The sequence below is a fragment of the Tsukamurella sp. II2bb genome, assembly GCF_057815145.1.
This window is the reverse complement of record NZ_JBYPZI010000001.1, coordinates 371,611-392,053: the sequence shown is the minus strand read 5'-3', so window position 1 is coordinate 392,053 and position 20,443 is coordinate 371,611. Positions and strand designations below refer to the sequence as shown.

At 68.9% G+C, this 20,443-nt stretch carries 23 protein-coding genes; 21 read left to right on the top strand and 2 right to left on the bottom strand.

Annotation, left to right across the window (positions count from 1 at the left end):
- Positions 1-3: 3 nt before the first annotated feature.
- The 21 genes from AC21LY_RS02110 (at position 4) to AC21LY_RS02010 (ending at position 18,977) form a co-directional block, all read left to right on the top strand.
- On the top strand, positions 4-783 hold the full coding sequence (locus AC21LY_RS02110; protein WP_489044509.1) for a hypothetical protein: 780 nt from the start codon (positions 4-6) through the stop codon (positions 781-783).
- Positions 784-1,238: 455 nt separating this feature from the next.
- Positions 1,239-1,514: a hypothetical protein gene (locus tag AC21LY_RS02105; protein WP_489044507.1), complete on the top strand. Its 276-nt coding sequence runs from the start codon at positions 1,239-1,241 to the stop codon at positions 1,512-1,514.
- Positions 1,515-1,517: 3 nt separating this feature from the next.
- Complete coding sequence (locus AC21LY_RS02100; RefSeq protein ID WP_489044505.1) at positions 1,518-1,796, top strand: hypothetical protein; 279 nt, start codon at positions 1,518-1,520, stop codon at positions 1,794-1,796.
- A gap of 237 nt (positions 1,797-2,033) precedes the next feature.
- On the top strand, positions 2,034-2,351 hold the full coding sequence (locus tag AC21LY_RS02095; protein WP_489044503.1) for a hypothetical protein: 318 nt from the start codon (positions 2,034-2,036) through the stop codon (positions 2,349-2,351).
- Positions 2,323-3,780, top strand: coding sequence for a terminase (locus tag AC21LY_RS02090; protein ID WP_489044501.1), 1,458 nt, complete (start codon positions 2,323-2,325; stop codon positions 3,778-3,780). Before AC21LY_RS02095 ends, AC21LY_RS02090 begins: the two co-directional genes overlap by 29 nt.
- Positions 3,762-3,944, top strand: a complete 183-nt coding sequence (locus AC21LY_RS02085) for a hypothetical protein (protein WP_489044499.1) — start codon at positions 3,762-3,764, stop codon at positions 3,942-3,944. The genes AC21LY_RS02090 and AC21LY_RS02085 overlap by 19 nt, the downstream gene beginning before the upstream one ends.
- A gap of 41 nt (positions 3,945-3,985) precedes the next feature.
- Positions 3,986-5,302 (top strand): phage portal protein, encoded by a 1,317-nt coding sequence (locus tag AC21LY_RS02080; protein ID WP_489044497.1) that lies wholly within the window; start codon positions 3,986-3,988, stop codon positions 5,300-5,302.
- A complete protein-coding gene (locus AC21LY_RS02075) occupies positions 5,299-6,216 on the top strand; it encodes an HK97 family phage prohead protease (protein ID WP_489044495.1) in 918 nt (305 codons plus the stop codon). The genes AC21LY_RS02080 and AC21LY_RS02075 overlap by 4 nt, the downstream gene beginning before the upstream one ends.
- A gap of 4 nt (positions 6,217-6,220) precedes the next feature.
- Entirely contained in the window at positions 6,221-7,672 is a 1,452-nt protein-coding gene (locus AC21LY_RS02070; RefSeq protein ID WP_489044493.1) for a phage major capsid protein, read from the top strand.
- A 33-nt stretch (positions 7,673-7,705) separates the two neighbouring features.
- Entirely contained in the window at positions 7,706-8,404 is a 699-nt protein-coding gene (locus tag AC21LY_RS02065) for an HNH endonuclease signature motif containing protein (RefSeq protein WP_489044491.1), read from the top strand.
- A gap of 85 nt (positions 8,405-8,489) precedes the next feature.
- Positions 8,490-8,783 carry a hypothetical protein gene (locus AC21LY_RS02060; protein WP_489044489.1) on the top strand — a complete coding sequence of 98 codons (294 nt, stop codon included), beginning with the start codon at positions 8,490-8,492 and terminating at the stop codon, positions 8,781-8,783.
- Positions 8,752-9,252 (top strand): hypothetical protein, encoded by a 501-nt coding sequence (locus tag AC21LY_RS02055; protein ID WP_489044487.1) that lies wholly within the window; start codon positions 8,752-8,754, stop codon positions 9,250-9,252. Before AC21LY_RS02060 ends, AC21LY_RS02055 begins: the two co-directional genes overlap by 32 nt.
- Entirely contained in the window at positions 9,249-9,548 is a 300-nt protein-coding gene (locus AC21LY_RS02050; protein WP_489044485.1) for a hypothetical protein, read from the top strand. Before AC21LY_RS02055 ends, AC21LY_RS02050 begins: the two co-directional genes overlap by 4 nt.
- Positions 9,545-9,940, top strand: a complete 396-nt coding sequence (locus tag AC21LY_RS02045) for a hypothetical protein (protein ID WP_489044483.1) — start codon at positions 9,545-9,547, stop codon at positions 9,938-9,940. Before AC21LY_RS02050 ends, AC21LY_RS02045 begins: the two co-directional genes overlap by 4 nt.
- Positions 9,941-9,950: 10 nt before the next feature.
- Positions 9,951-10,130, top strand: a complete 180-nt coding sequence (locus AC21LY_RS02040) for a hypothetical protein (RefSeq protein WP_489044481.1) — start codon at positions 9,951-9,953, stop codon at positions 10,128-10,130.
- A 1-nt stretch (position 10,131) separates the two neighbouring features.
- A complete protein-coding gene (locus AC21LY_RS02035) occupies positions 10,132-10,371 on the top strand; it encodes a hypothetical protein (protein ID WP_489044479.1) in 240 nt (79 codons plus the stop codon).
- Positions 10,372-10,457: 86 nt separating this feature from the next.
- Entirely contained in the window at positions 10,458-10,997 is a 540-nt protein-coding gene (locus AC21LY_RS02030) for a hypothetical protein (protein ID WP_489044477.1), read from the top strand.
- Positions 10,994-11,308 carry a hypothetical protein gene (locus tag AC21LY_RS02025; protein ID WP_489044475.1) on the top strand — a complete coding sequence of 105 codons (315 nt, stop codon included), beginning with the start codon at positions 10,994-10,996 and terminating at the stop codon, positions 11,306-11,308. The genes AC21LY_RS02030 and AC21LY_RS02025 overlap by 4 nt, the downstream gene beginning before the upstream one ends.
- A complete protein-coding gene (locus AC21LY_RS02020) occupies positions 11,308-11,631 on the top strand; it encodes a hypothetical protein (protein ID WP_489044473.1) in 324 nt (107 codons plus the stop codon). Before AC21LY_RS02025 ends, AC21LY_RS02020 begins: the two co-directional genes overlap by 1 nt.
- A 68-nt stretch (positions 11,632-11,699) precedes the next feature.
- Positions 11,700-12,110 carry a hypothetical protein gene (locus tag AC21LY_RS02015; RefSeq protein ID WP_489044471.1) on the top strand — a complete coding sequence of 137 codons (411 nt, stop codon included), beginning with the start codon at positions 11,700-11,702 and terminating at the stop codon, positions 12,108-12,110.
- A gap of 6 nt (positions 12,111-12,116) precedes the next feature.
- Positions 12,117-18,977 (top strand): phage tail tape measure protein, encoded by a 6,861-nt coding sequence (locus AC21LY_RS02010; protein WP_489044470.1) that lies wholly within the window; start codon positions 12,117-12,119, stop codon positions 18,975-18,977.
- On the opposite strand, the gene AC21LY_RS02005 is transcribed toward AC21LY_RS02010, so the two are convergent.
- Both AC21LY_RS02005 and AC21LY_RS02000 read right to left on the bottom strand, forming a co-directional pair.
- Positions 18,974-19,432, bottom strand: coding sequence for a hypothetical protein (locus AC21LY_RS02005; RefSeq protein ID WP_489044469.1), 459 nt, complete (start codon positions 19,430-19,432; stop codon positions 18,974-18,976). The two genes, AC21LY_RS02010 and AC21LY_RS02005, sit on opposite strands and share 4 nt — an antisense overlap.
- Before the next feature lie 71 nt (positions 19,433-19,503).
- Complete coding sequence (locus AC21LY_RS02000; protein ID WP_489044468.1) at positions 19,504-20,247, bottom strand: hypothetical protein; 744 nt, start codon at positions 20,245-20,247, stop codon at positions 19,504-19,506.
- Between the last annotated feature and the right edge of the window lie 196 nt (positions 20,248-20,443).

Sequence of the window (20,443 nt, the reverse complement as noted above, 5' to 3'; positions counted from 1 at the left end):
CCGATGACCCAGGCCAACGTCGACGGCTACTTCATCACCCGCGAGGAGATGCGAGCCCTGCAGGCCGACCTCCGGCAGGTCCCCGACCTCGTCACCGAGCTCGACAACGCAATCACCCGGCAGACCGCATTCGGGGACTTCTCCGACGCCCGCCCCGCCGACCCCGAGGAGGCTCCGCTCGAATTCAACGACCACGCCTCCGACGTCGCCATCGAACTCCACGGCGCGGTCCGCAACGCCGTCATCGCCGTCTGCACCCAGCAGAAGCAGGTCCGCTGGCCCGGCGAGGGCCGTGCACCCGCATACGCCCGCTGGCTCGACCGGCACATCATCGATATCGCCCTGACCGAGACCGCCAGCCACATCGCCGAGCATGTGCACGCCGCGGTGAAGCGGGCCCGCGGTGCCATCGACCGACCCGCACCCCTCGAGTTCGCCGGACCCTGCCAGTCCGACCTCCCCGGCGTGCGCTGCGACGGCGTGTACGTCCGCCCCGGCACCGACGCCGTGAAGTGCCTGGGATGCGGCGTGGCCTGCGACATCCAGCAGATGCAGAACGAGATGCGCGCAGAGCTCGCGTCGCACCTCTACCGGCCCGCAGAGCTGGCAGCGGCAATGTCGATCTACCTCGGCACCGAAGTCCAATTCGAGCGGATCCGCAGCTGGATCCGCCGCGGCAAGCTCCTCCCCGCCGCGGGCCGCAACGAGGACAAGACCTCACGGTTCCGCCTGAACGAGGCCATCGAACTGTGGAATCGCAGGCCGACACGCCGCACTGCATGATCGGTACTTGACACGTTGACCAAGGTTCACTGATAGGCTGAGGCCGTAGGTCGAGTCAGGTGGGTAGACATCCTGGTCTCGGCCTACAGTCGTCTTCCGCCCAGAGCTTCGGGCTCTCCGGCGGTCGCTGCCCCGACAGTCGCCAGCCAGCGCACGGGCCAGCATGGTTCCCCGGCAGGGTGTCGTGCCGCTCATCACGGCCAAGCCTCCCACCATGGCCCCACCTCTCCAGTCCCGTGCAGCCCCGACCAGCTTCCCCATGGCCGGGTCCGCGCGCTGGGGCTCCGGGCGCTGCACCCGCCGGGAACCACACCAACTCCCCGACCGCCGCTACCACCGCGGCACCACCGGGGACCACGCCGCCGACGGGGCGGCACACCCGCCGGGCCGTTGACGACCACGCACAGTCCGGCCCGGCGCTGAACCACTCCGATCAGCCGCAGGAGGCACGGACCATGCACGGCACCCTCGACAACCCGCTGATCGGCGAGCGCATCACCCGCAACCACCCGCAGTACGACGCGGTCACCAAGATCCTCATGCGATACCCCGAGCTGCGCATCCCCGCCCGCCCCGGGATGCTCCGCGTCCCCCACGAACGCGTCTGGCGCAACGGCCGCGAACTGCTCGTGCAGGTCTGGCAGATCGACGCCGACGGCGACATCCGCCTCAACGAGGCCCGCACCAAGGCCCTCACCGAACCCGAACTGCTGCACATCCCCATCGACTGACCGATGCCCAAGTCCACCGCCGCCCGCGGCTACGGCTGGCAGCACCAACGCGAACGCGAACGGTGGAAAGCCCGCATCGCCACCGGCACCGTCACCTGCTGGCGCTGCATCGAACGCGGCGTCCCGCACGACGAAGCGCTCATCGCCCCCAATGAGCCCTGGGACCTCGGCCACGACGACAACGACCGCCGCCACTACCGCGGCCCCGAACACCGCGCCTGCAACCGAGGCGAACCCGCCCGCCGCCGAACCACACCCCAGCCCCACAGCCGACGCTGGTGACCACCCCGCCGCCACGGCCCCGGTTCGTTCGGACCGCGCCCCCGGGGGGGTACCCCACCCCGCGCAACCCCACAGCACCCGGCCCGACTCCGGCGGTGAGTCAGCGATCTCTCTACCGCGATTTTTCTTCGTTTTGCTTTTCTTTCCCGGTATCACGCGTGGCGCGAATGAGGATGTGCCGCAACAGCTTTCGTGCACCGTAAATCGTTGCACGCCAACAGATTCGGAGGTGACATGATGGCTGCTCCACGGAAGAGGGCGCTGCACGCGGTCACCCCGAATGACAAGCCCACTCCCCCGCCGAAGCCGAAGCAGCTGACGCTCACGGAGGCGATCGCGAGCGGCGACTACACGGAGATCCTGCGGGCGCAGCGCCGCGACATCGTGGCGTCGCTGCCGAACGAGAAGGGGCCAGCGAAGGCGGCCCTGCATCGCCAGCTGGCGCTGATCTCGAAGGAAATCCAGGCGCTCGAGGAGCGTGCCGCGCAGGCCGCCAACGAGGACGCCGAGGGCGCCGCCGTCGACGATGAAGCCTGGGACCCCGAAGCTCTCTGACGTCGCACGGCGGGTGGTCGCGCCGTCCGGGATCGTGTCGACCGGCTGGCCTGCCGTGGAGTCGACCTGCCGCACGAAGCTGGGGCTGACGTTCGACTTCTGGCAGGACCAGTCCGGTCGGCTCGCGTTGGCGAAACGCGCGGACGGGAAGCTCGCCGCGACGATCGGCGGCGTCGGGATGTCGATCTGCCGGCAGGCGGGGAAGACGCACTGGTTGACGGGCCTCGTGTTCGGAGTCAGTATCAACCGCCCGCGCACCTTGACGGTGTGGTCAGCGCACCACGCGAAGACGCACGGCGAGACGTTCCTGGCGATGTGCGCGTTCGCTGAGCGGCAGCGGGTCGCTCCGTACATCGAGCAGGTTTACAAGGGCTCCGGCGACGAGGAGATCAGGTTCGCCAACGGCTCGCGGATCCTGTTCGGCGCCCGCGAGCACGGGTTCGGTCGCGGTATCCCGGGCGTGGACATCATCGTCGCCGACGAGGCGCAGATCATGTCCGAGCGCGCGGTGGACGCGATGATCGCGACGATGAACACCTCGGACTTCGGTCTGGCGTTCTACATCGGCACGCCGCCCCGGCCGGAGGACAACTCGGAGTCGTTCACGCGGATGCGGACCGAGGCGTGGGACGGCACGCTCGAGGACGCGGTGTGGATCGAGTTCGGTGCGGAGCCGGGGGCCGACCCGAACGCTGAGGCGACGTGGGCGCGAGCGAACCCGTCGTATCCGCATCGGACGCCGCGGGAGTCGATGTTGCGGCTGCAGCGGAAGCTCTCAGCGGAGTCGTTTCTCCGTGAGGGGCTGGGGATCTGGTCGGCGACGGCTGTCAAGGGCGCGATCGACGCGGACCTGTGGCGCGACGCCACGATGGACCCACCGGAGACTCTCGAACAGCGGATTGCGTTCGGCGCGTATACGAATCTGTCCCGCACGCGCTCGGCGATCGGTGCCGCGCAGTACACCAGTGACGGCCAGATCCTCGTCGAGGTCGTCCCGGCCGCCGACGGCGTCGAGTACACCGACCTGCCCGGCACCTCGTGGATCCCGCCGAGGATGCACGCGCTCGACGAGAAGTGGTCCCCGGTCGCGCTCGTAGTCGACGGCTACTCCGCAGCAGCATCGTTGCTGCCGGACATGGAAGCGCTCGGCCTCAAGATGACCGTGACGCAGGCCAAGGACATGGCACGGGCGTGCGGCATGGTCTACGACGCCCTCGTTGAGGGTCGGTTGAAGCACCTCGGCCAGATCGGCCTGACGAAAGCCGCGCTCGGGGCGAAATGGCGTGAGCTCTCGGACTCTCGCGCCTGGGACAGGAGAGACAAGACGTGCGACATCACCGAGCTGGTCGCGATCACGTTGGCCGTCTACGGGCTGATCACGCAAGGCGGAGAACCGAAGGAGGTGGAGCCGTGGGGCTTCTTCGAGTGACGACCACGCGCCTGTGCGCGCTGCTCGCCCTCCTCGGCTGCATCGCGATCACCGTCGGCGTCGGCCTGGTGTGGTCTATCGGCGGCGCCTGCATTGTCGGCGGCGCTCTAGCGGTAGTGGCCGCGGTCCTGCTGTTCGACCCGGCGCCCGGTAGCCGCCCGTGAACCTTCTGGCGCGCCTCCGCGGCAGCGAGCGGTCGGAGCGGATGACATTCGACCAGTACGCGCAGCTCCTCAACGGCTACGCGCTGCAGAGCGGCTACATGCAGCCGATGCTGCACCAGACGCTCGCCGGGGAGGCGACCGAGCGCCCGCAGCCCACGTTCGAGGGCCTGGCCCGGGAGGCGTATGCCGCGAACGGGGTGGTGTTCGCGTGCATGCTGGTACGGCAGTTGGTGTTCAGCTCGATCCGGTTCAGCTTCCAGTCGTTGATGTCGGGCCGGCCCGCTGACCTGTTCGGCACAGGGGACCTGCGAATCCTCGAGCGGCCGTGGGTGGGTGGCACCACCCAGGACATGCTGTCGCGGATGATCCAGGACGCGGACCTGGCGGGGAACAGCTTCTGGGTGCGCAACGGCGATGAGCTGGTGCGGCTGCGGCCCGACTGGGTGGAGATCGTCGGCCGGCGGCGGATGATGAACGGCGGGCAGGTCGGCTTCGAGAAGCTCGGCTACCTCTACAGCGAGGGCGGCATCGGGAACGATCCAGTCCCCTTCCTAGCCAGGGACGTTGCGCACTACGCGCCGATTCCCGACCCGCTGGGCCGCTTCACCGGCATGTCGTGGCTGACGCCGATCCTGCGGGAAGTCCAAGCCGACCAGGCGATGGGCCAGCACCAGCGGAAGTTCTTCGACAACGCAGCGTCCCCGAACATGGTCGTCAAGCACGATGCGCTGGCGGACGTGGAGAAGGTGAAGCGGTTCGCCGAGCTCATGCGCGACCAGCACACCGGCGCGGAGAACGCGTGGAAGACCATGCACCTCTACCCCGGCGCCGACGTGACGGTGGTCGGTGCCGACATGAAGCAGATCGACTTCAAGAACGTCCGCGGCGCCGGGGAGACCCGCATCGCCGCGGCGGCCGGAGTCCCTCCGGTGATCGTCGGTCTCTCCGAAGGCCTGGCGGCCGCGACATATTCGAACTACGGGCAGGCGCGGCGCCGGCTCGCCGACGGTACCGCGCACCCGCTGTGGCAGAACCTCGCCGGGTGCCTCGAGCGCCTGGTGCCGCCACCTCGCCAGGCGGCAAGGCTCTGGTACGACACGTCCGATGTGCCGTTCCTGCGCGAGGACGAGAAGGACGCCGCCGAGATCCAGCGGGTCCGCGCCGAGACGATCAACACCCTCATCACCGCCGGGTACGAACCCGACACGGTGGTGAAGTCCGTGGACGCGAACGACTTCCGACTGCTGAAACACACGGGACGGGTGAGCGTGCAGCTCCTGCCGCCCGGCGAACCCAAGGGCGGCGGCACCGCGCCGGACGCCGACACAACCCCCGCTTCGGAGGAGGCGCCCGCGTGACCACCAAGACGACCCCGCGGTCCGACCTGTGCCGGTCGGTCGCGTTCACCCGCGACGACAGCGAGCACGGTGACGGCCGCACGTTCTCCGGCTACGGAGCCGTGTTCAACAGCCTCACCCGGATCGACTCGTGGGAGGGCACGTTCGACGAGCAGTTCGCGCCGGGCGCGTTCCGCAAGACGATCCGCGAGCGCACCCCGAAGTTCCAGTTCGACCACGGCCGGCACCCGCTGCTCGGCTCGGTCCCCATAGGCGTGATCACCGAGATCCGCGAGGACGACCGCGGCCTGTACGTCGAGGCGCGGCTCGGGAAGCACGACCTGATCGACCTGATTCAGGAGGCGATCGAGACCGGCGCGATCGACGGCATGTCGATCCGGTTCTCCGTGGTCCGCGAGGAATGGCGGGACAGCACTGGCGCGATCGTCGCTCCGACGGAGGTCGACGCGATCCTATGGGGCAACCACCCCGAGCGTGGCGTGCTGCAGCGCACGATCCTCGAGGCCAAGCTCGACGAGGTCGGCCCCGTGGTGTGGCCCGCCTACAAGGACACGACCGCCGGAGTGCGGTCGTCGATGGAGCCGGTGACGATCGACCCGGCCCGACTGAACGAGCCGGCGGAGCGCCGCCGGTTGATGGAACTTCTGCTCCGCGCCGAGGTACTGGGGCAGACCGCCCGTGAGGGCGATTCGTCTGACGATGAGCCGCGAGACGCCGATGAGGTCGTGGAGCACTCGGAGGAGGACACCGACACGCCGCCCGGCACCGATGAGGTCGCCGAGCACGAGTCGTCCGACGCGCCGACGGATGACGTCGACGCCGCGCGGGCCGCCGCGGAGGCGCGCCTGTACCGGGACGCCCTCGACGAGGTGTCCGCGACCCGAGAAGCAACCCCACCCATGAAAGGAATCTAGGCAAATGGCTCTCACTCACAAGCAGTGCGTCGAGCGCGAAAAGAACATCCAGGAGGAGCTGGAGCGGCTGGCCGGCAAGCCGGAAAAGACGAAGGACGATCACCGGCGGGCGCTGGATCTGGTTGCCGAGTTCCGCGAGGTGCACCAGCGCCGGCTGGGGCTGGAGCATGACGCGGCGGTGGCCGAGGTGCGGTCCGCGATCGCCGGCGCACCGGACCCGTCGAAGGAGCGCGAGGAGCGGCACATCGAGGTCGTGGACAACGACGCCTCCTCTCGCTCGTTCCAGGGCGGCGCCCCGTCGCTGGGCGGCAAGTTCCGCAACCCGTGGGACACCTCGATGGTTCGGTTCGGTCAGCCCGGCGCGGATGTCGAACTGCGGCACCGTGCGGAGGACGCGATCGAGCGGATGCCGTACGCCGACAGCAAGGTCCGCGAGGCCGCAGCCCGGTTCGTCGAGCGCGACGGATCGCAGCGCAACTCGGTCGCCGAGATGGTGCTCGGCACCACGAGCCCCGAGTACATGGCCGCGTTCTCGAAGGTGGTCCGGTCGAACGGCAACCTCGCCGCGCTGACCGGCTCGGAGCAGGCCGTCATCGCGCGTGCGATGTCGCTGACCGACGCGAACGGCGGCTACGCGGTCCCGTTCCAGCTCGACCCGACGGTCATCCTGACCGCGAACGGCTCGTTCAACGAGGTCCGCAAGATCGCCCGCGTGGTGACCGCCACCGGCGACGCCTGGCACGGGCTCAGCTCGGCCGGCGTGACCGGCTCGTGGGACGCGGAGGCCGAGCAGGTTTCGGACGACAGCCCGACCTTCACCCAGCCGACCATCCCGGTCCACAAGGGCGCCGTGTTCGTACAGCAGTCGTTCGAGGTCGAGGCCGACGCCGGTCTCGCCGCGGAGATCGGGCGCATGATCGCGATCGAGAAGGACCGCATGGAGTCGGTCGCGTTCGTCACCGGCACCGGCACCGGACAGCCGAAGGGCGTCGTGACCGCACTCGCGAGCACCGCCGCCGAGGTCTCGCCGAAGACCGCGGGCACGCTTTCCCTCGAGGACGTGTACGCCCTCGACGCGGCCCTGCCTGCGCGGTTCGCCTCGAACGGGTCGTGGCTCGCGCACCGCGCGATCTACAACAAGCTGCGCCAGTTCGATACCAACGGCGGTTCGGCGCTGTGGGGTCAGCTCGCCGAGGGCCGCAAGTCCGAGCTGCTCGGCCGCCCGGACTACGTCGCGGAGGCCATGGCGTCCGCGCCGGCCGCGGACACCAACGTGCTGGTGTTCGGTGACTTCCAGAACTACGTGATCGCCGATCGTTTGGGCACAACTCTTTCGTATGTGCCACATGTATTCGGCGCTAACCGCCGTCCGACCGGTGAAAGTGGCTGGTACGCGCACTTCCGTGTGGGTGCTGACGTGGTGAACCCGGGCGCGTTCCGCGTCCTCTCGCTGTAAGTTATCCCTCACCTATACGAGTACGGTGGGGGCATGGAGATCCCCGTGTCCCCATCGCTCGTTTGCTCGATCTGCGGCGAGCGATACACGCCGAAGCGGGTCCGCAAGGACTCGAAGTACTGCGGTGAGAAGTGCAAGAACCGCGGGATGCACCTGGCGCGGAAGGCGCGCGGACCGAAGATCGTCACTACACCCTGCGGGATCACAGGGTGCGTGCGTCCGGCGAAGTGGGAAGGCGCCCAGCTCTGCGGCATGCACTACCGCCGCAATCGGCTGACCGGCGACCCCGGTGGCGTGGAGTCGCTACGCAGCGGCCGAACGGGTGTCGCGCCATGCTCGGTGGACGGCTGCGACCGGAAGTACTACGCCAAGGGCCTGTGCTCCATGCACTACAGCCGTAGGCGCCTAACGGGTGAAGTCGGCGAGGCCGAAGCGCGACGTTCAACACCTACTGCAGACACTGTGTGGCGGTGGATGGACCCCGACAAGGGGTACGTCTACCTCACCTACCCTGGTGAGCGGCGGGTGAAGGTGCTCGAACACCGCGCCGTCATGGAAGAGCATCTCGGCCGACCGCTGTGGCCGGACGAGAACGTCCATCACAAGAACGGCGACCGATCTGACAACCGGATCGAGAACTTGGAGCTGTGGACCACGTCGCAGCCCGCGGGCCAGCGCGTCGAGGACAAGATCGCCTGGGCGCGTGAGCTGCTCGCTCGGTACGAGGCCTAACTAGACCAGACCACGCGGAGGGGACGATCCGGCTGAGATGCCGGTCGTCCCCTTCGTCGTGCCCGCACTACCCAAGGAGGCACCTATGGCGCACCGCTGCACCAACGCTTTCAGCACCGCCGACCGCACCGTCGCGAACGGGGCACTGATCGAGGACGACGATCCGATCCTCGAAACGCACGGCGCGCATTTCGCGCCCGTGGACATCCCGGCGGCGCCGGCGCGCGAGACCGCGACCACGGCCGAGCCGCGCGAGACCGCGTCGACGGCCGCGCCGCGCACGAAGTCGGAGCCGAAGAAGCAGGCGCCGAAGGCATCCCCGGCCGCCACGGACAAGAAGGCCGCCGGTGGCGCCGCTCCCACCGCTCCTGTCGAGTGACGCCCTCGCGGCGTACCTCGCTGACCCGCAGGACACCCGGGTAGCAGCGGTCACGGAGTGGATCCGTGGCCGCTGCGGGTGGCACATCGCACCGTCGGTCACCGAGACGGTCACCGTCGACGGGACCGGCACCCACGTCATCGCCCTGCCGTCGTTGCACGTCACCGACGTGGCCGCGGTCGTCGAGAACGGCACCCCGGTCCAGGTCGAGTGGTCCACCGTCGGGCTGCTGCGGAACCCTCACCGCTGGTCGGACCGGTGGCGATCGGTGGACGTGACGTTCACGCACGGCCATCCCGCTGTGCCCGCCGACCTGGCGAAGGTCGTCATCGAGTCCGCGCTCCGGATGCCCGAGCCCGGTATGTCCGCGGTGAAGAAGGTGGGTCCGTTCGAGATGGCGTCGCCCGTCGCGTTCAACCCGGAGGAGCTGGAGACCATCGACCGCTACCGGCTGCTCCCCAACCCATGAGCGAGCAGGTGATCCGCCATCGCGGGGCGCGGCGCGACGATGACGGCAAGCTCACGGGGTCGTCTACGGCCACGCTGCGGGCGTACGCGGTGGCACCGGGCGGCGGAGCGCACTACAGCGACCGAGCCCGGTCCGGGACCACGGTCGAGTTCACCGTCTACTTCCTCCGCCCCGTCGACCTCACCAACGACGACGAGCTGACGGTGCGCGGCCAGCGCTGCACGGTGGTGGTCAACGAGTGGACGTTCGGCGGATTCGACGGCCGCGAGGTCCTGTGCACAAGGAGCGCCGGATGACGCAGCGCGTACCCGCCGACGTCGCGCAGCTCATCAAGGATGAGCTGAAGGCCCGTGCGGCGACCGCGCACCCTGAGCTGACCGTGAGCCTTGAGTGGCCGGGGAATTGGGCACTCGGCTCCGGCCCGGTGCTGCTGATCGCCGATGACGGTGGCCCGATCCAGTACCCGGTGATGACATCGCCGATGGTGCGGGTCACGTCGTTGACCTCTGGGCGGGACCGCACGTACGCCAACTGGGCGTTCAGTCAGCTGTTGGGCACCCGCATCCCTGGTGTGTCGGTGATCCTTCCGACCGGCGGCCGCGGCTTCCTCGAGGCCCGTGACCCCAAGACCAACGGTGACCTGACCTCGTTCACCGTGCGCACCCGCGTACGCACGACCCCGCTGTAGAGGAGCCATCGTGAAGATCGCGCGAGACACCAAGGGGCTCATCGGCCTCGTCTGGATCGTTTTCATCGCATCCATGGCGACGACGGCGCGCAACAGGTACGGCATGACCGACCTCACCACGATCACGCTCTGCCTGGTCCTGTGCATCTCGGTGTACGTGGTCGCCACGCACAACAACAAGGCGGGCTGACATGGCCGGCTTCAAGATCAAGCTGCGCTCTGCTGGATTCGGGAGGATCGCCAAGCGTCCCGCGTCCCGTGCGGTGACCTCGAAGGTCGCGCACAGCATCGCCGCGGACATCGACGAAGCCCGCGTCGACGAGTACACCACCGACCGCGCGGTCAGCGCGGTCGTCGTCCCTGCGCACATGCAGGCCCGGAACGGCGCGCTCACCCGAGCCGCAGCACGAAACGGGATCTCCGTCTCGTGACCTGATCGGCGGCGTCCGCCGTCGGCACCATCCACCCCCAATCCGACTGTCGGGCTGGGGGTTTCCTATGTCAAAGGAGACTCACCATGGCCGGTAACCCGGACAATGTGAAGCTGTGGGACGGCGCTGACGTGCTGATCCTCGACAAGGCCGGCGCGCTCGCGTCGACCGACCTCCCCGCCAGCGTGACCGACCCGTTCCCCGATCCGTGGGACTACGTCGGCCTCCTCAACGGCGACCAGGGGTTCGAGAACTCTCGCGAGTGGGACGAGACCGACATCACCGCATGGGGGTACGGCGTCGTGAAGGTCGCGTCGAAGAACCTCAAGGTGGAGCGGAAGTTCACCGCCCTCGAGGACAACGACACCACGTTCGGCATCATCTGGCCCGGCTCCACGAGCACCGCGCTCGTCGTGCCGAAGCCCGCGTCGAAGTACATCGCGTTCCAGCTCGTCGACGACCTCGGCCAGACCACCCGGTACGTGTCGAAGCTCAAGTCCCGCATCTGGGCACCCAACGCCAACCAGAAGGAAGGCGCCGCAGACGGTTACGAGTTCACCGCCCGCATCTTCCCGAACTCGGCGAAGGAGCTGTTCCTCGTTCAGCGGTCGGCGGTGACGCCGTGATCAAGGTCGAACTGACCACCGACACCGAGGATTTCCCCGCCGGGGTTGTACTCCTCCTCGACGAGAACAGCGCCGCCGCGCTCATCAACCGCGGCGACGCCAAGCTCCTCGACGACGAGCCGCCCGTGCCGGTGGTGGAGTCCGGCGGAGCCCGGGCCCGCGCGATCAACGCCGCCGCGGCGGCCGCCGATGATCCGGGCGACGACGCACCCACCGACGACGGCCACGCCGAAGGCGCCGACGAGACGCCCACCGACAAGCCGGCCACGAAGAGTGGCCGCCGCACCAAGACCGCTGAGGAGAAGAACTGATGGCCAAGGGTGAGAAGATGATCGAGGCCGCCGAGGCCGAGGTCGCCGAGCACGAGACCGCGGACACCGCCGTCGAGGCGGAAGCGACCGGCGCGAAGACCATCGCCGTCGAGTTCGACGGGCTCACGTACACCGTGCCCGCCCTCTACGAGGAGTGGCCCACCGAGGTCGAGGAGCACATCGAACTCGGCAACGAGTCGCTGTCGCTCCGGGCGCTGCTCGGCGACGAGCAGTGGGCGCTTTTCGCGGCGACGAAGCCCACCATCGGGAAGCGTCGCGCGCTCGCCGCGGCCATCATGAAGCGGTTCAACGCGGGAAACTGACGCAGCGCGTCAGCTCCTGGGGCATCCTTCCCGCCCTGCTTGGTCTGCTGCGGCACCAGGCGGGGCGGGTGGAGTCCGACCTGTCGCGCTTCCACCACATCGACTACCGGGACCGTTGGCGGCTCGACGAGTTCGGCCGCCCGAAGCTCACCATCCGCATGATCGGCGTGCGTCTGATGGACCTCCCCGCAGATAGTGCACTCAACACGTACTTCCGTGGCGGCGCGACCGCCTGGACGCTGAACGATCACCTCGTCGCCGACCTCGTCGAGCACCTCACCGGCCGCAAGTACATCGCCCGCCCGGGCGCGACCAGCGAGCAGGACGAGAAGGACGAGCGCCGCGAGAAGCGCCGCCAAGAATCGCTCAACCGCGCTGCGCGGCAACGAGCCCGCCGCGGTGAGGCCGCCCAGCGGCCACCGGAGATCGACGCCGCGATCGAGATCGCGCGCCGCAACGCTAGACCACGAGAGGAGTAGACCGCAGTGGCTGAAAACATCGGGTATGCAGCGCTTCCCGTCATCCTCTCGTTCCAGGGCGCCAAGGGGCAGATCGAGCAAGGCCTCGGCATCCCGATGCAGGCGGCGGCCAAGAAGGCCGGCCGTGACGCGGGGGACGCGCTCGCCGCCGGCCTCGCCGCCGCCAAGGCGAAGGTCGAGACGAGCACCGCGAAGGTCCTGTCGGCCCGGAACAGGGAAGCCGACGCCGTCGGGAAGGTGCGGGTCGCTGAGGCTCAGCTGCAGTCGCTCCGCGACCGCGGGATCACCGACGCCGGGCGGCTCGCCGCGGCCGAGGAGAAGGTCAGTACCGCGCGTCGCAACGCTGCGGCCGCCGCCACGGCTCACGCCAACGCGACCGGGTCACTCGCGAACGCGCAGAAGCAGGCCGAGAAGGCCGCGCAGGCCGTCAACGACCAGACCACGGCCCAGGCGCGCAGCGTCTCGCTGCTCGGCACCGCCGCGAGCAAGACCGAAGGCTCGATGAAGGTCCTCGCGTCGACGGCCAAGCTCGCCGGCGTCGCGGGCGGCGCGACCCTCGCCGCGCAGCAGGTCAAGGAATCCCTGACCGTCGGCATGGACTACACGCGGGCCCTGAACACCATGCAGGCCGTCAGCTCCGCGACCGCCGGGCAGATGCAGCAGGTCGCCGCCCGGGCCCGCGAACTCGGGCAGGCCGCGGATCTGCCGAATACGTCGGCGCGGGACGCCGCGCAGGCGATGACCGAACTCGCCAAGGGCGGCCTGTCGGTCGACCAGTCGATGCGCGCCGCGAAGGGCACCCTGCAGCTCGCGGCGGCCGCGGAGATCAGTGCGGGTGAGGCGGCGACGATCCAGGGCCGGGCCTTGCAGACGTTCGGCAAGGACGGCGCGTACGCGGCCAAGGCTGCCGATGTCCTCGCCAACGCGGCGAACGCCAGCACGGCGGAGATCACCGACGTCGCGTACGCGCTGCAGTCTGGTGGCCTCGTGGCCGCGCAGTTCGGCCTGTCCATGGAGGACACCGCCGCCACCATCGGCGTGCTCGCCAACAACGGCGTCAAGGGCAGCGACGCCGGCACCTTGCTCAAGAGCGCGCTGCTCGCGATCACCGACCAAGGCAAGCCCGCCCAGAACGCGATCAAGGAACTCGGGCTCACCCTGTACGACGCGCAGGGAAAGTTCGTCGGGATCCGGTCGATGATGGATCAGCTCGGCGCCGCCGCGAAGCGCATGTCGCCCGAGCAGTTCCAGGCCGCCGCCGCGACCCTCTACGGGTCGGACGCGATGCGACTGGCCGGCGTCGCCGCCAAGGACGGCGCCCGCAGCTACGACGAGATGCGGCTGGCCGTCGACCGGCAGGGCGCCGCCGCAGACGTCGCACGTGCCAAGACCCAGGGCCTGCCCGGGGCGCTGGCCCGGTTCAAGAACACCGTCGAGGAAATGCAGCTCAGCCTGTACGACGTGATCCAGGGGCCCGCGTCGAAGGCTCTCGACGTCCTCGCCGACGGGCCGGAGCGCCTCGGGAAGCTGTTCTCGTCCGACCGGATGCGTGGCGGCGACACGAAGGACGCCCTGTCGTCGATCGCCGCCACCGCGAAGGAGGCGGCGCCGTCGCTGCTCACCCTCGCCAAGACCGCCGCGCAGGCCGCGGGCGCGTTCGGCGTCGGCACGTGGAGCGTCGGCGTCACCGGCCTGCAGGCCCTGGCGACGGTGCTCCGCACCGTCGAGCCGCTCCTCTCGTCAGTCGCAGGCCTGGTCCGCGACAACCAGACTGCGGCCACCACGCTGCTCGCCGCGTACATGGCTTACCGGGCGCTCCCCGGGGTGCTCGGCGCGTGGAAGTCGGGACTGCAGGGCGCGACCGCGGAGGGCGGGCGGCTCGCGTCGGCCGCGAACCTCGCTGGCCGCGGCGCGAACTTCCTCGGCGAGCAGGCCCTCGGCGTGCGGGACAAGCTCTCGGACGTCGCAGGGGCGGCGGGCCGCGCGCGCACCGGGATCACGAACCTCACGACGTCGTACCGCGACAGTGTCCGCTGGATGCAGCAGGCGAACCCGACGACGTCGACCCTCGGCCGGGTGCTGTTCGGCACCGGCCGGGAAGCGGCTACCGCGTCCGCGCATCTGCGGGTCCTCGGCAGCAACGTCGCAGGCGCGGCGACGGGTGGGCTGAACCTGCTGAAGGGCGCTGCGGGTGGCGTCGTCAGCCTCCTCGGAGGGCCGTGGGGTGCTGCTCTCGCCGTCGCCGGGATCGCCGGCACCGCGTGGGCGTCGACGGTGCAGGAGCAGGCGCAGACCGTTGATCAGTACCGTGCCGCGCTCAAGGATCTCGCCGAGACGCAGAAGGCGACCGGCAGCAAGCTGATCGCCTCGCGCGGCGCGGTGACGGCCGAGGTGTACGCGGACCTGACGAAGCAGGTCGACGGGTACCGCCAGTCGGTGGAGCTCGCCAGCACCCAGGACGCGAAGTGGACCGACAACGCCAAGGATGTCTTCGGCGACATCTTCGGCGGCGGAACAGTATTCGACAACACCCGCACCAAGCGCCTCGACGAGGCCGCGGGGCGCGCCCAGGTCGCGAAGAAGGCGCTGGACGGGCTCGGGATCACCTCGCAGGACCTCGGCAAGCGTCTCGGCGGCTCCGAGGCCGAGTGGAACAGCTTCGTCGGCGTGCTCCGCTCTACCGGCGACGGTGGGCGGCTCGCCGCTGAGGGACTCGCTGACCTCCGCGACAAGTTCACCCAGCAGCAGGGGCAGGCGCAGAAGCTCGCCCCGGGCGTCACCCAGCTCGGTGACGCGATCCGCGTCATGGGCGACAAGACCGCATCCGCCGGCGACAAGTTCAACGCCCTCAAGGCCGCCATGGACGCGATGAACCCCGCGCGGAACAAGGTCGAGGCCGTCGCCCAGTTCGCCGAGTCGGTCAAGAAGGCCGGTGAGACCGCGGCAGGGCTTGGCCCAGTGGCCCTCGATAAGACGGGCGGACTCGACGGGCTGAATGCCAACAGCGCCACCTTGGCGCGGACCTTGTCCGACCTCGCCGACAAGGCCGGGAGGGTCGCGGCGACCGGTGAAGATATGGCGGTGGTCAACGCTCAGAACGAGGCTGTGTTTCGGAGTCTCGCGGCCTCGAGCGGTCGTTCGGTCGACGAGATTCGCCGATGGTACGACGAGCTCGGCGGCAAGACCGTCACTCTGACGACGCAGCTCGCGGGCGCACCGGAGACTGTGCAGGGGCTCGCCAAGGTGAAGGCCACGTTCGACGCGTTCCCCGACAAGAAGACCGTCACGGTCGCTTCGTCCGAGGTCTCCGACAAGACCCGGAAGCAGCTCCAGCAAATCGGGTTCACCGTCAACACCCTGCCTGGCGGACAGAACGTAGAGATCACCGCCAACACGGATGCGGCGCTCGCGCAGCTCAAGGCCGTGATGACCGCGGTGACCGACATGCCGAAGGGCGCGGTCGTCAAGGTCGATGCGCCCGGCGGCAAGAGCGTGATCGACCTCCTGGACAAGATGAACATCAAGGCCAAGGAGGGGAACGACAAGACCATCGAGATCGAGGCCCCGAACGCGCCCGGCGTGCTCGAGAAGCTGCAGGCGCTCGGTCTCGCTGTGCGCAATGACAACGGCAAGACCATCGTCGTCACGCAGACCGGCGCGGAGCAGGTCCGGGAGACCATCAACGAGCTGACGAAGCCGTCGACGAAGACCATCACGATCAACCAGCTGTACACGGGGATGGGGTCCGCGCCGACGGCGAGCAATCCGCTCGGAACGATGCCGACTCCGAACGCGAATGGCTCGATCACCCGCCGGTACGCCAACGGCGGGATTGACGGCCCGTTGCCGTCGCAGGCTGTGATGCAGCGTGGCCGGGGCCGGGGCCTGTTCCAGTGGGCGGAGGCGGAGACGGGGATCGAGTCGTTCATCCCGTGGGCCAAGCAGAAGCGCGCCCGGTCGACGATGATCCTGTCGGAGACCGCCCGCGCATTCGGCTACCAGCTCGTCGACAGCAACATCTTCAAGCAGATCCGCAGCTTCGAGGACGGCGGGATCAGCGTCGACGACGTCAAAGCGTTCGCCTCCGGCATCACCGCAGGCAAGTACACCTTCGGCGGCAGCCCTGACAGCTGGGACACCGACTGCTGCCTCGTTGCCGAAACGATGGTGTGGGGGCCGAACGGGCCCACACGGATCATCGACCTCCGTCGCGGAGATCTCGTGTTCTCGTTCGAGGACGGCAAGCTCACCGTGAACCCGGTGGCCGCGCAGTGGTTCTCGAAGGACCAGGAGACGTTCAAGGTCCGCACCCGCCGGAGGTCGATTACCGGTTCGGCGAACCACCCGTTCCTCACCCTGACCGCCATCGGGGCTGCCCGCCCGCGCCGCGGGTCGGGACGCGAGTGGCACGAGCTCAAGGACGCTCTGCGTCTGCGCGGGTGGACCGCGAAGAAGTTGTCGGACCTCAGCGGCGTCCAGAGGTCGGTGCTGTCGACGGCGATGAGCGGCAAGGGGCCCGTGTCGGTGAACGTCGTGGAGAAGGTCGCGGCAGCGTTGGGGATCGCCCCGAGCGAGCTCGACAACGACGGCACCCTCACGACTCGGGATGCGCAGCCGGCTCGATACGAAGTCCGGTGGAAGCGTCTCGACGAGTTGAAGCGCGGCGACATGCTGATCCAGCCGAAGGAGGCCCGCCCCGAGTTCGTCTCCAACACGCTCCCTTCAGGCCGCCCGATCGGCCTGAATGAGGCCTGGCTACTCGGCCTGATCGTCGGCGACGGGCACGTCGACCAGCGCTACATGAGCATCTGCGTCTACGGTGCCATCCGCGAGCGGGCCACCCCGATTGTCGAAGCGATGGCGAATCATGCCGGGCAGAGCCGCTACAGCCGACGGGCTGCATGGTCTGAACGGCACGGCCTCCGGGTTCAGAGCGTGGAGCTCTGCCGAGAGCTGGCCGAGGCGGGGTTCCGGCGGCCTGGTCACGAGAAGAACATTCCGGACTGCGTGTGGGGTTGGGACGAGGTTCGCCAGCGGGCGTTCCTCGATGGCTACTGCGACGCGGACGGACACCGCCCGGCCGACCCGGTGCGCCACGGAGCGCGCACGTACTCTTCGTGCTCGCGGCATCTGATCGACGATGTGCGGACCCTGCACATCATGCTCGGCGACCCGGTCACCAACGTGACCGTGAACCAGCGGCGTCGGCCCATCACGATCAACGGCGTCCGGGTACGTCACGCCCGACCGCTGTACACGTTCGCGGTGAGTCACCGCTCTGACTCCCGTGCTGGCATGTCTCAGCACATCATCCGTCTGGGAGTCGCGGAGTGGATCGATGCGGGCGACTTCGACATCGCCCCGGTGATCGACGTGAAGCCGCAGGGGGTTCAGGCGACCTTCGATATCGAGGTCGCGGGGGCGCACAACTTCATCGCTGACGGCGTGGTGGTCCACAATTCGGGCGCACAGTCGAGGATCGCGAACTTCATCACTGGCAGCTCCGGCCGCTTCAACACCGGATCCGCTGGCGCCGAGCTCGCGCGCCGCGGCTTCATCACCGGCTCCCCGCCCCCGGGGACCGCCGCGTACTTGATCGGCTGGGTGAACGGTGGCCCTGGCGGCGGTCACGCGACCGGGGCGATCATCGACGCGGACGGCACCCGCACGAACGTCGAGATGGGCGGCCAGAGCGGGAACGGCGGCTACGGTGCCGGCGCGGGCGACCCCTCGTCGATGCCGAATCAGGCGTGGATCTCTCTGCAGGGTCAGGGCGGCACGGAGTCGGGCTCGGGTAGCGGCTCACTGTCGACGGCGACATCGTCCGGTAGCTCCTCGGCGGGTGGCGGTTCCGGTGGCGGCGTGCAGAAGTACAGCTTGGGCTGGTGGATCGGCCGTGCGCTGTTCGGCGACGTACCCGGTGTGTTCGGGTCGGGCGGGTCGGCTCTGTCGACGGCGGTCGACAAGACCGTGCGGAAGGCCGTCGATCCGAAGAAGCTCCGCGAGGCCAAGGACAAGGCCGACGACGCCGAGATGAAGGCCGCCGAGGCGCGCGCCAAGCAGGCCGAGGTCGACAAGAATCCGAAGTCGAAGGCCTCGGCGAAGCTCGCGGCCAAGAACCGCGTCGACAAGGCCGAGCGTGACGCCGCGCAGGCCAAGGCCGACTACGAGTCGATGCAGCAGGGGACCACGAGCTTGTCCGCGGCGAGGAAGACCAGCGACAAGACGCTCGCCGCCGCCCAGTCGAAGGCGGCGGACGCCGAGAGCGCGGCCGCCGTGGCACGGACGAAGCTCGCCGAGCTCGAGGCGGACCCGAAGGCCACCGCGGCGGCCAAGCTCGCCGCGAGGAACAAGGTGACCCGCCTCGAGCGGGATGCCGCGCAGGCCAAGGCTGACCTGTCGTCGGCCAAGGGCGAGACCACGGCCGGCGGAGGGAAGGGCTCCGACGAATCCGAGATGTCGAACGCGCTGGCACCGCTCAAGGACTTCACGAAGATCCTCGGCGGCGGCGTCCTGGAGACGCTCGGCCTAGACGGGTCGTGGCTGCCTGACCTGCAGAACCTTGGCCTGGTGAAGATGGCGTCGGCGCTGATGGGTGTGAAGTTCACGCCGCCGCCGTGGATGGAGGGTAAGGAGGCGCCGCCGCCGTGGCTGGCCGGGGCCTCGGTGCCCGCGCCGGCCTCGACGGCGCCGACGATCGGCCCGGGAATGCCGCTCCCCGTGCCAGGTGGTGCGGGGCCGGTGATCGACGCGTCCACGACGATCAACAACCCCGTCGGTGATGTGACGCGGATCGTCAAGCAGGCCCGCCGCGCCGCCCCGGAGCAACGGACCCGGCTTGCCGGCGCAATCCCCGTCGGACGCTAGGTCGGGCCTTCTCCTTCCGGGTACTGCAGTCGGGCACCGATACTGCCGCCGGACGTAGGGTGCTTCTGCGCCACTTCGAACACGACGACCTTGCCGTCCGACTTGCGGTATCCGGCGTTGCACACGAACGGCCCTGGATCGCTTTCGACCGTGGGCTTTCCGTCGTCGTCCCACTCGTAGGCCTTGTTCGCGACAGTCTTCTTGATCTCAAGATGCCCTGTTACGGTCCATCGCTCAGTCGCCCTTGTTCCATCGGTGAGGGTCGCGGTGAGCCCGTTGAACACCAGCGAGATTCCGGAGAGCCTCTGGGCGTCTCCCCACGTCGTCATCGAGGTCTGGTTCGAGGCGTCGATGCAAGCCTGAGTGACCTTATCTGCGGTGCTCGGCTCACGAGAACAGGAACCGACCGCCACCATGGCCAACACTGCTGTAGCCACCCAGATCTTCTTCGTCATCGGCGCGAGGATACAGCCCGGTTTAGGCAGGGATGCCGGAAAGGAGGGCATTCGTACCCGCGGGGGATGGTCTAGGCGTCCTTCTGCGTGTTGCTCGCGTCGTCCTGCGCTGGGGAGTCGGCGGGGGGTGCCTGCCGGCGGGTGCTGAGACTTCGTCCCAGTTCCGCGGCTCGTCGGCGCATCGCCGCGCGCGCTGCCTTTCGTCGCTCAAGCTCGCGTTGCTTCTCGATCGCAAGGTGCGGTCGACCACCAACGCCCAATTCCGCGACGGTCGTCGCGACCTTGACGAGGTCCTCGACAGCGTCGACGAGGCTGTCGAGGTCGCTGATGACGTCTTCGATGTCATCCTCCTCGTCATGGCCCATGCTGGTTGCCGCCATGAACTCAACGTTGTCGGCTTCCAGCGCAAGCTGGACCATCAGGTCGGGTCCGAGCTCCCAGGCGCCGCGGGGGCGGGAACCTCGTGGCCCGATCCCGAGGTCCTGGGGGTCGCGCCCCTCGTCCGGTGCGGGCGCGGTGGTTGGAGCTTGGAGCAACAGCTCTAGTTCGTCGGCGGCGTCGTCGCGGCCGGCGTCCCGAAGCTGCGTGGGCGTTGCACCGACTACGCGCGCCATCCTGGCCAACGTATCGCCGGGCGCCCGCACGGGGACCGCGACGTCCTTGGTTTCCTGGCGGTACCCGCGGACGATCTGGCGCCAGCGCGAGTCGGAAATCCCAGCCCGCTGGGCTGCGCTACGCACCGACAGCTTCGGGCGCGCCTCGGTGCGCAGACGTTCGATCAACTCCGCTTCCGGTGGTTGCGTCGGTTCGCTCACGTATCCAGCGTTGCACCCGATCGGGTGCGAAGTCCAACCTGCGCACCTTCCTCGAGGGTTCGCAGTCACACCGACGTGACTATCGAACAGCCCTGGTCGGGGCGCTATTGAGCACGTTCGCTGGAGTGTTGTTTGACGTGCGCAGACGTACGCACTAGTTTGATGTGAACCAGGCCTGCCTGGTTCACACACAGAG

Coding starts and splice junctions, on each gene's coding strand:
- AC21LY_RS02110 (WP_489044509.1), top strand. CDS start 4: ATGACCCAGGCCAACGTCGACGGCTACTTCATCACCCGCGAGGAGATG.
- AC21LY_RS02105 (WP_489044507.1), top strand. CDS start 1,239: ATGCACGGCACCCTCGACAACCCGCTGATCGGCGAGCGCATCACCCGC.
- AC21LY_RS02100 (WP_489044505.1), top strand. CDS start 1,518: ATGCCCAAGTCCACCGCCGCCCGCGGCTACGGCTGGCAGCACCAACGC.
- AC21LY_RS02095 (WP_489044503.1), top strand. CDS start 2,034: ATGGCTGCTCCACGGAAGAGGGCGCTGCACGCGGTCACCCCGAATGAC.
- AC21LY_RS02090 (WP_489044501.1), top strand. CDS start 2,323: ATGAAGCCTGGGACCCCGAAGCTCTCTGACGTCGCACGGCGGGTGGTC.
- AC21LY_RS02080 (WP_489044497.1), top strand. CDS start 3,986: ATGACATTCGACCAGTACGCGCAGCTCCTCAACGGCTACGCGCTGCAG.
- AC21LY_RS02070 (WP_489044493.1), top strand. CDS start 6,221: ATGGCTCTCACTCACAAGCAGTGCGTCGAGCGCGAAAAGAACATCCAG.
- AC21LY_RS02065 (WP_489044491.1), top strand. CDS start 7,706: ATGGAGATCCCCGTGTCCCCATCGCTCGTTTGCTCGATCTGCGGCGAG.
- AC21LY_RS02060 (WP_489044489.1), top strand. CDS start 8,490: ATGGCGCACCGCTGCACCAACGCTTTCAGCACCGCCGACCGCACCGTC.
- AC21LY_RS02050 (WP_489044485.1), top strand. CDS start 9,249: ATGAGCGAGCAGGTGATCCGCCATCGCGGGGCGCGGCGCGACGATGAC.
- AC21LY_RS02045 (WP_489044483.1), top strand. CDS start 9,545: ATGACGCAGCGCGTACCCGCCGACGTCGCGCAGCTCATCAAGGATGAG.
- AC21LY_RS02035 (WP_489044479.1), top strand. CDS start 10,132: ATGGCCGGCTTCAAGATCAAGCTGCGCTCTGCTGGATTCGGGAGGATC.
- AC21LY_RS02030 (WP_489044477.1), top strand. CDS start 10,458: ATGGCCGGTAACCCGGACAATGTGAAGCTGTGGGACGGCGCTGACGTG.
- AC21LY_RS02020 (WP_489044473.1), top strand. CDS start 11,308: ATGGCCAAGGGTGAGAAGATGATCGAGGCCGCCGAGGCCGAGGTCGCC.
- AC21LY_RS02005 (WP_489044469.1), bottom strand. CDS start 19,432: ATGACGAAGAAGATCTGGGTGGCTACAGCAGTGTTGGCCATGGTGGCG.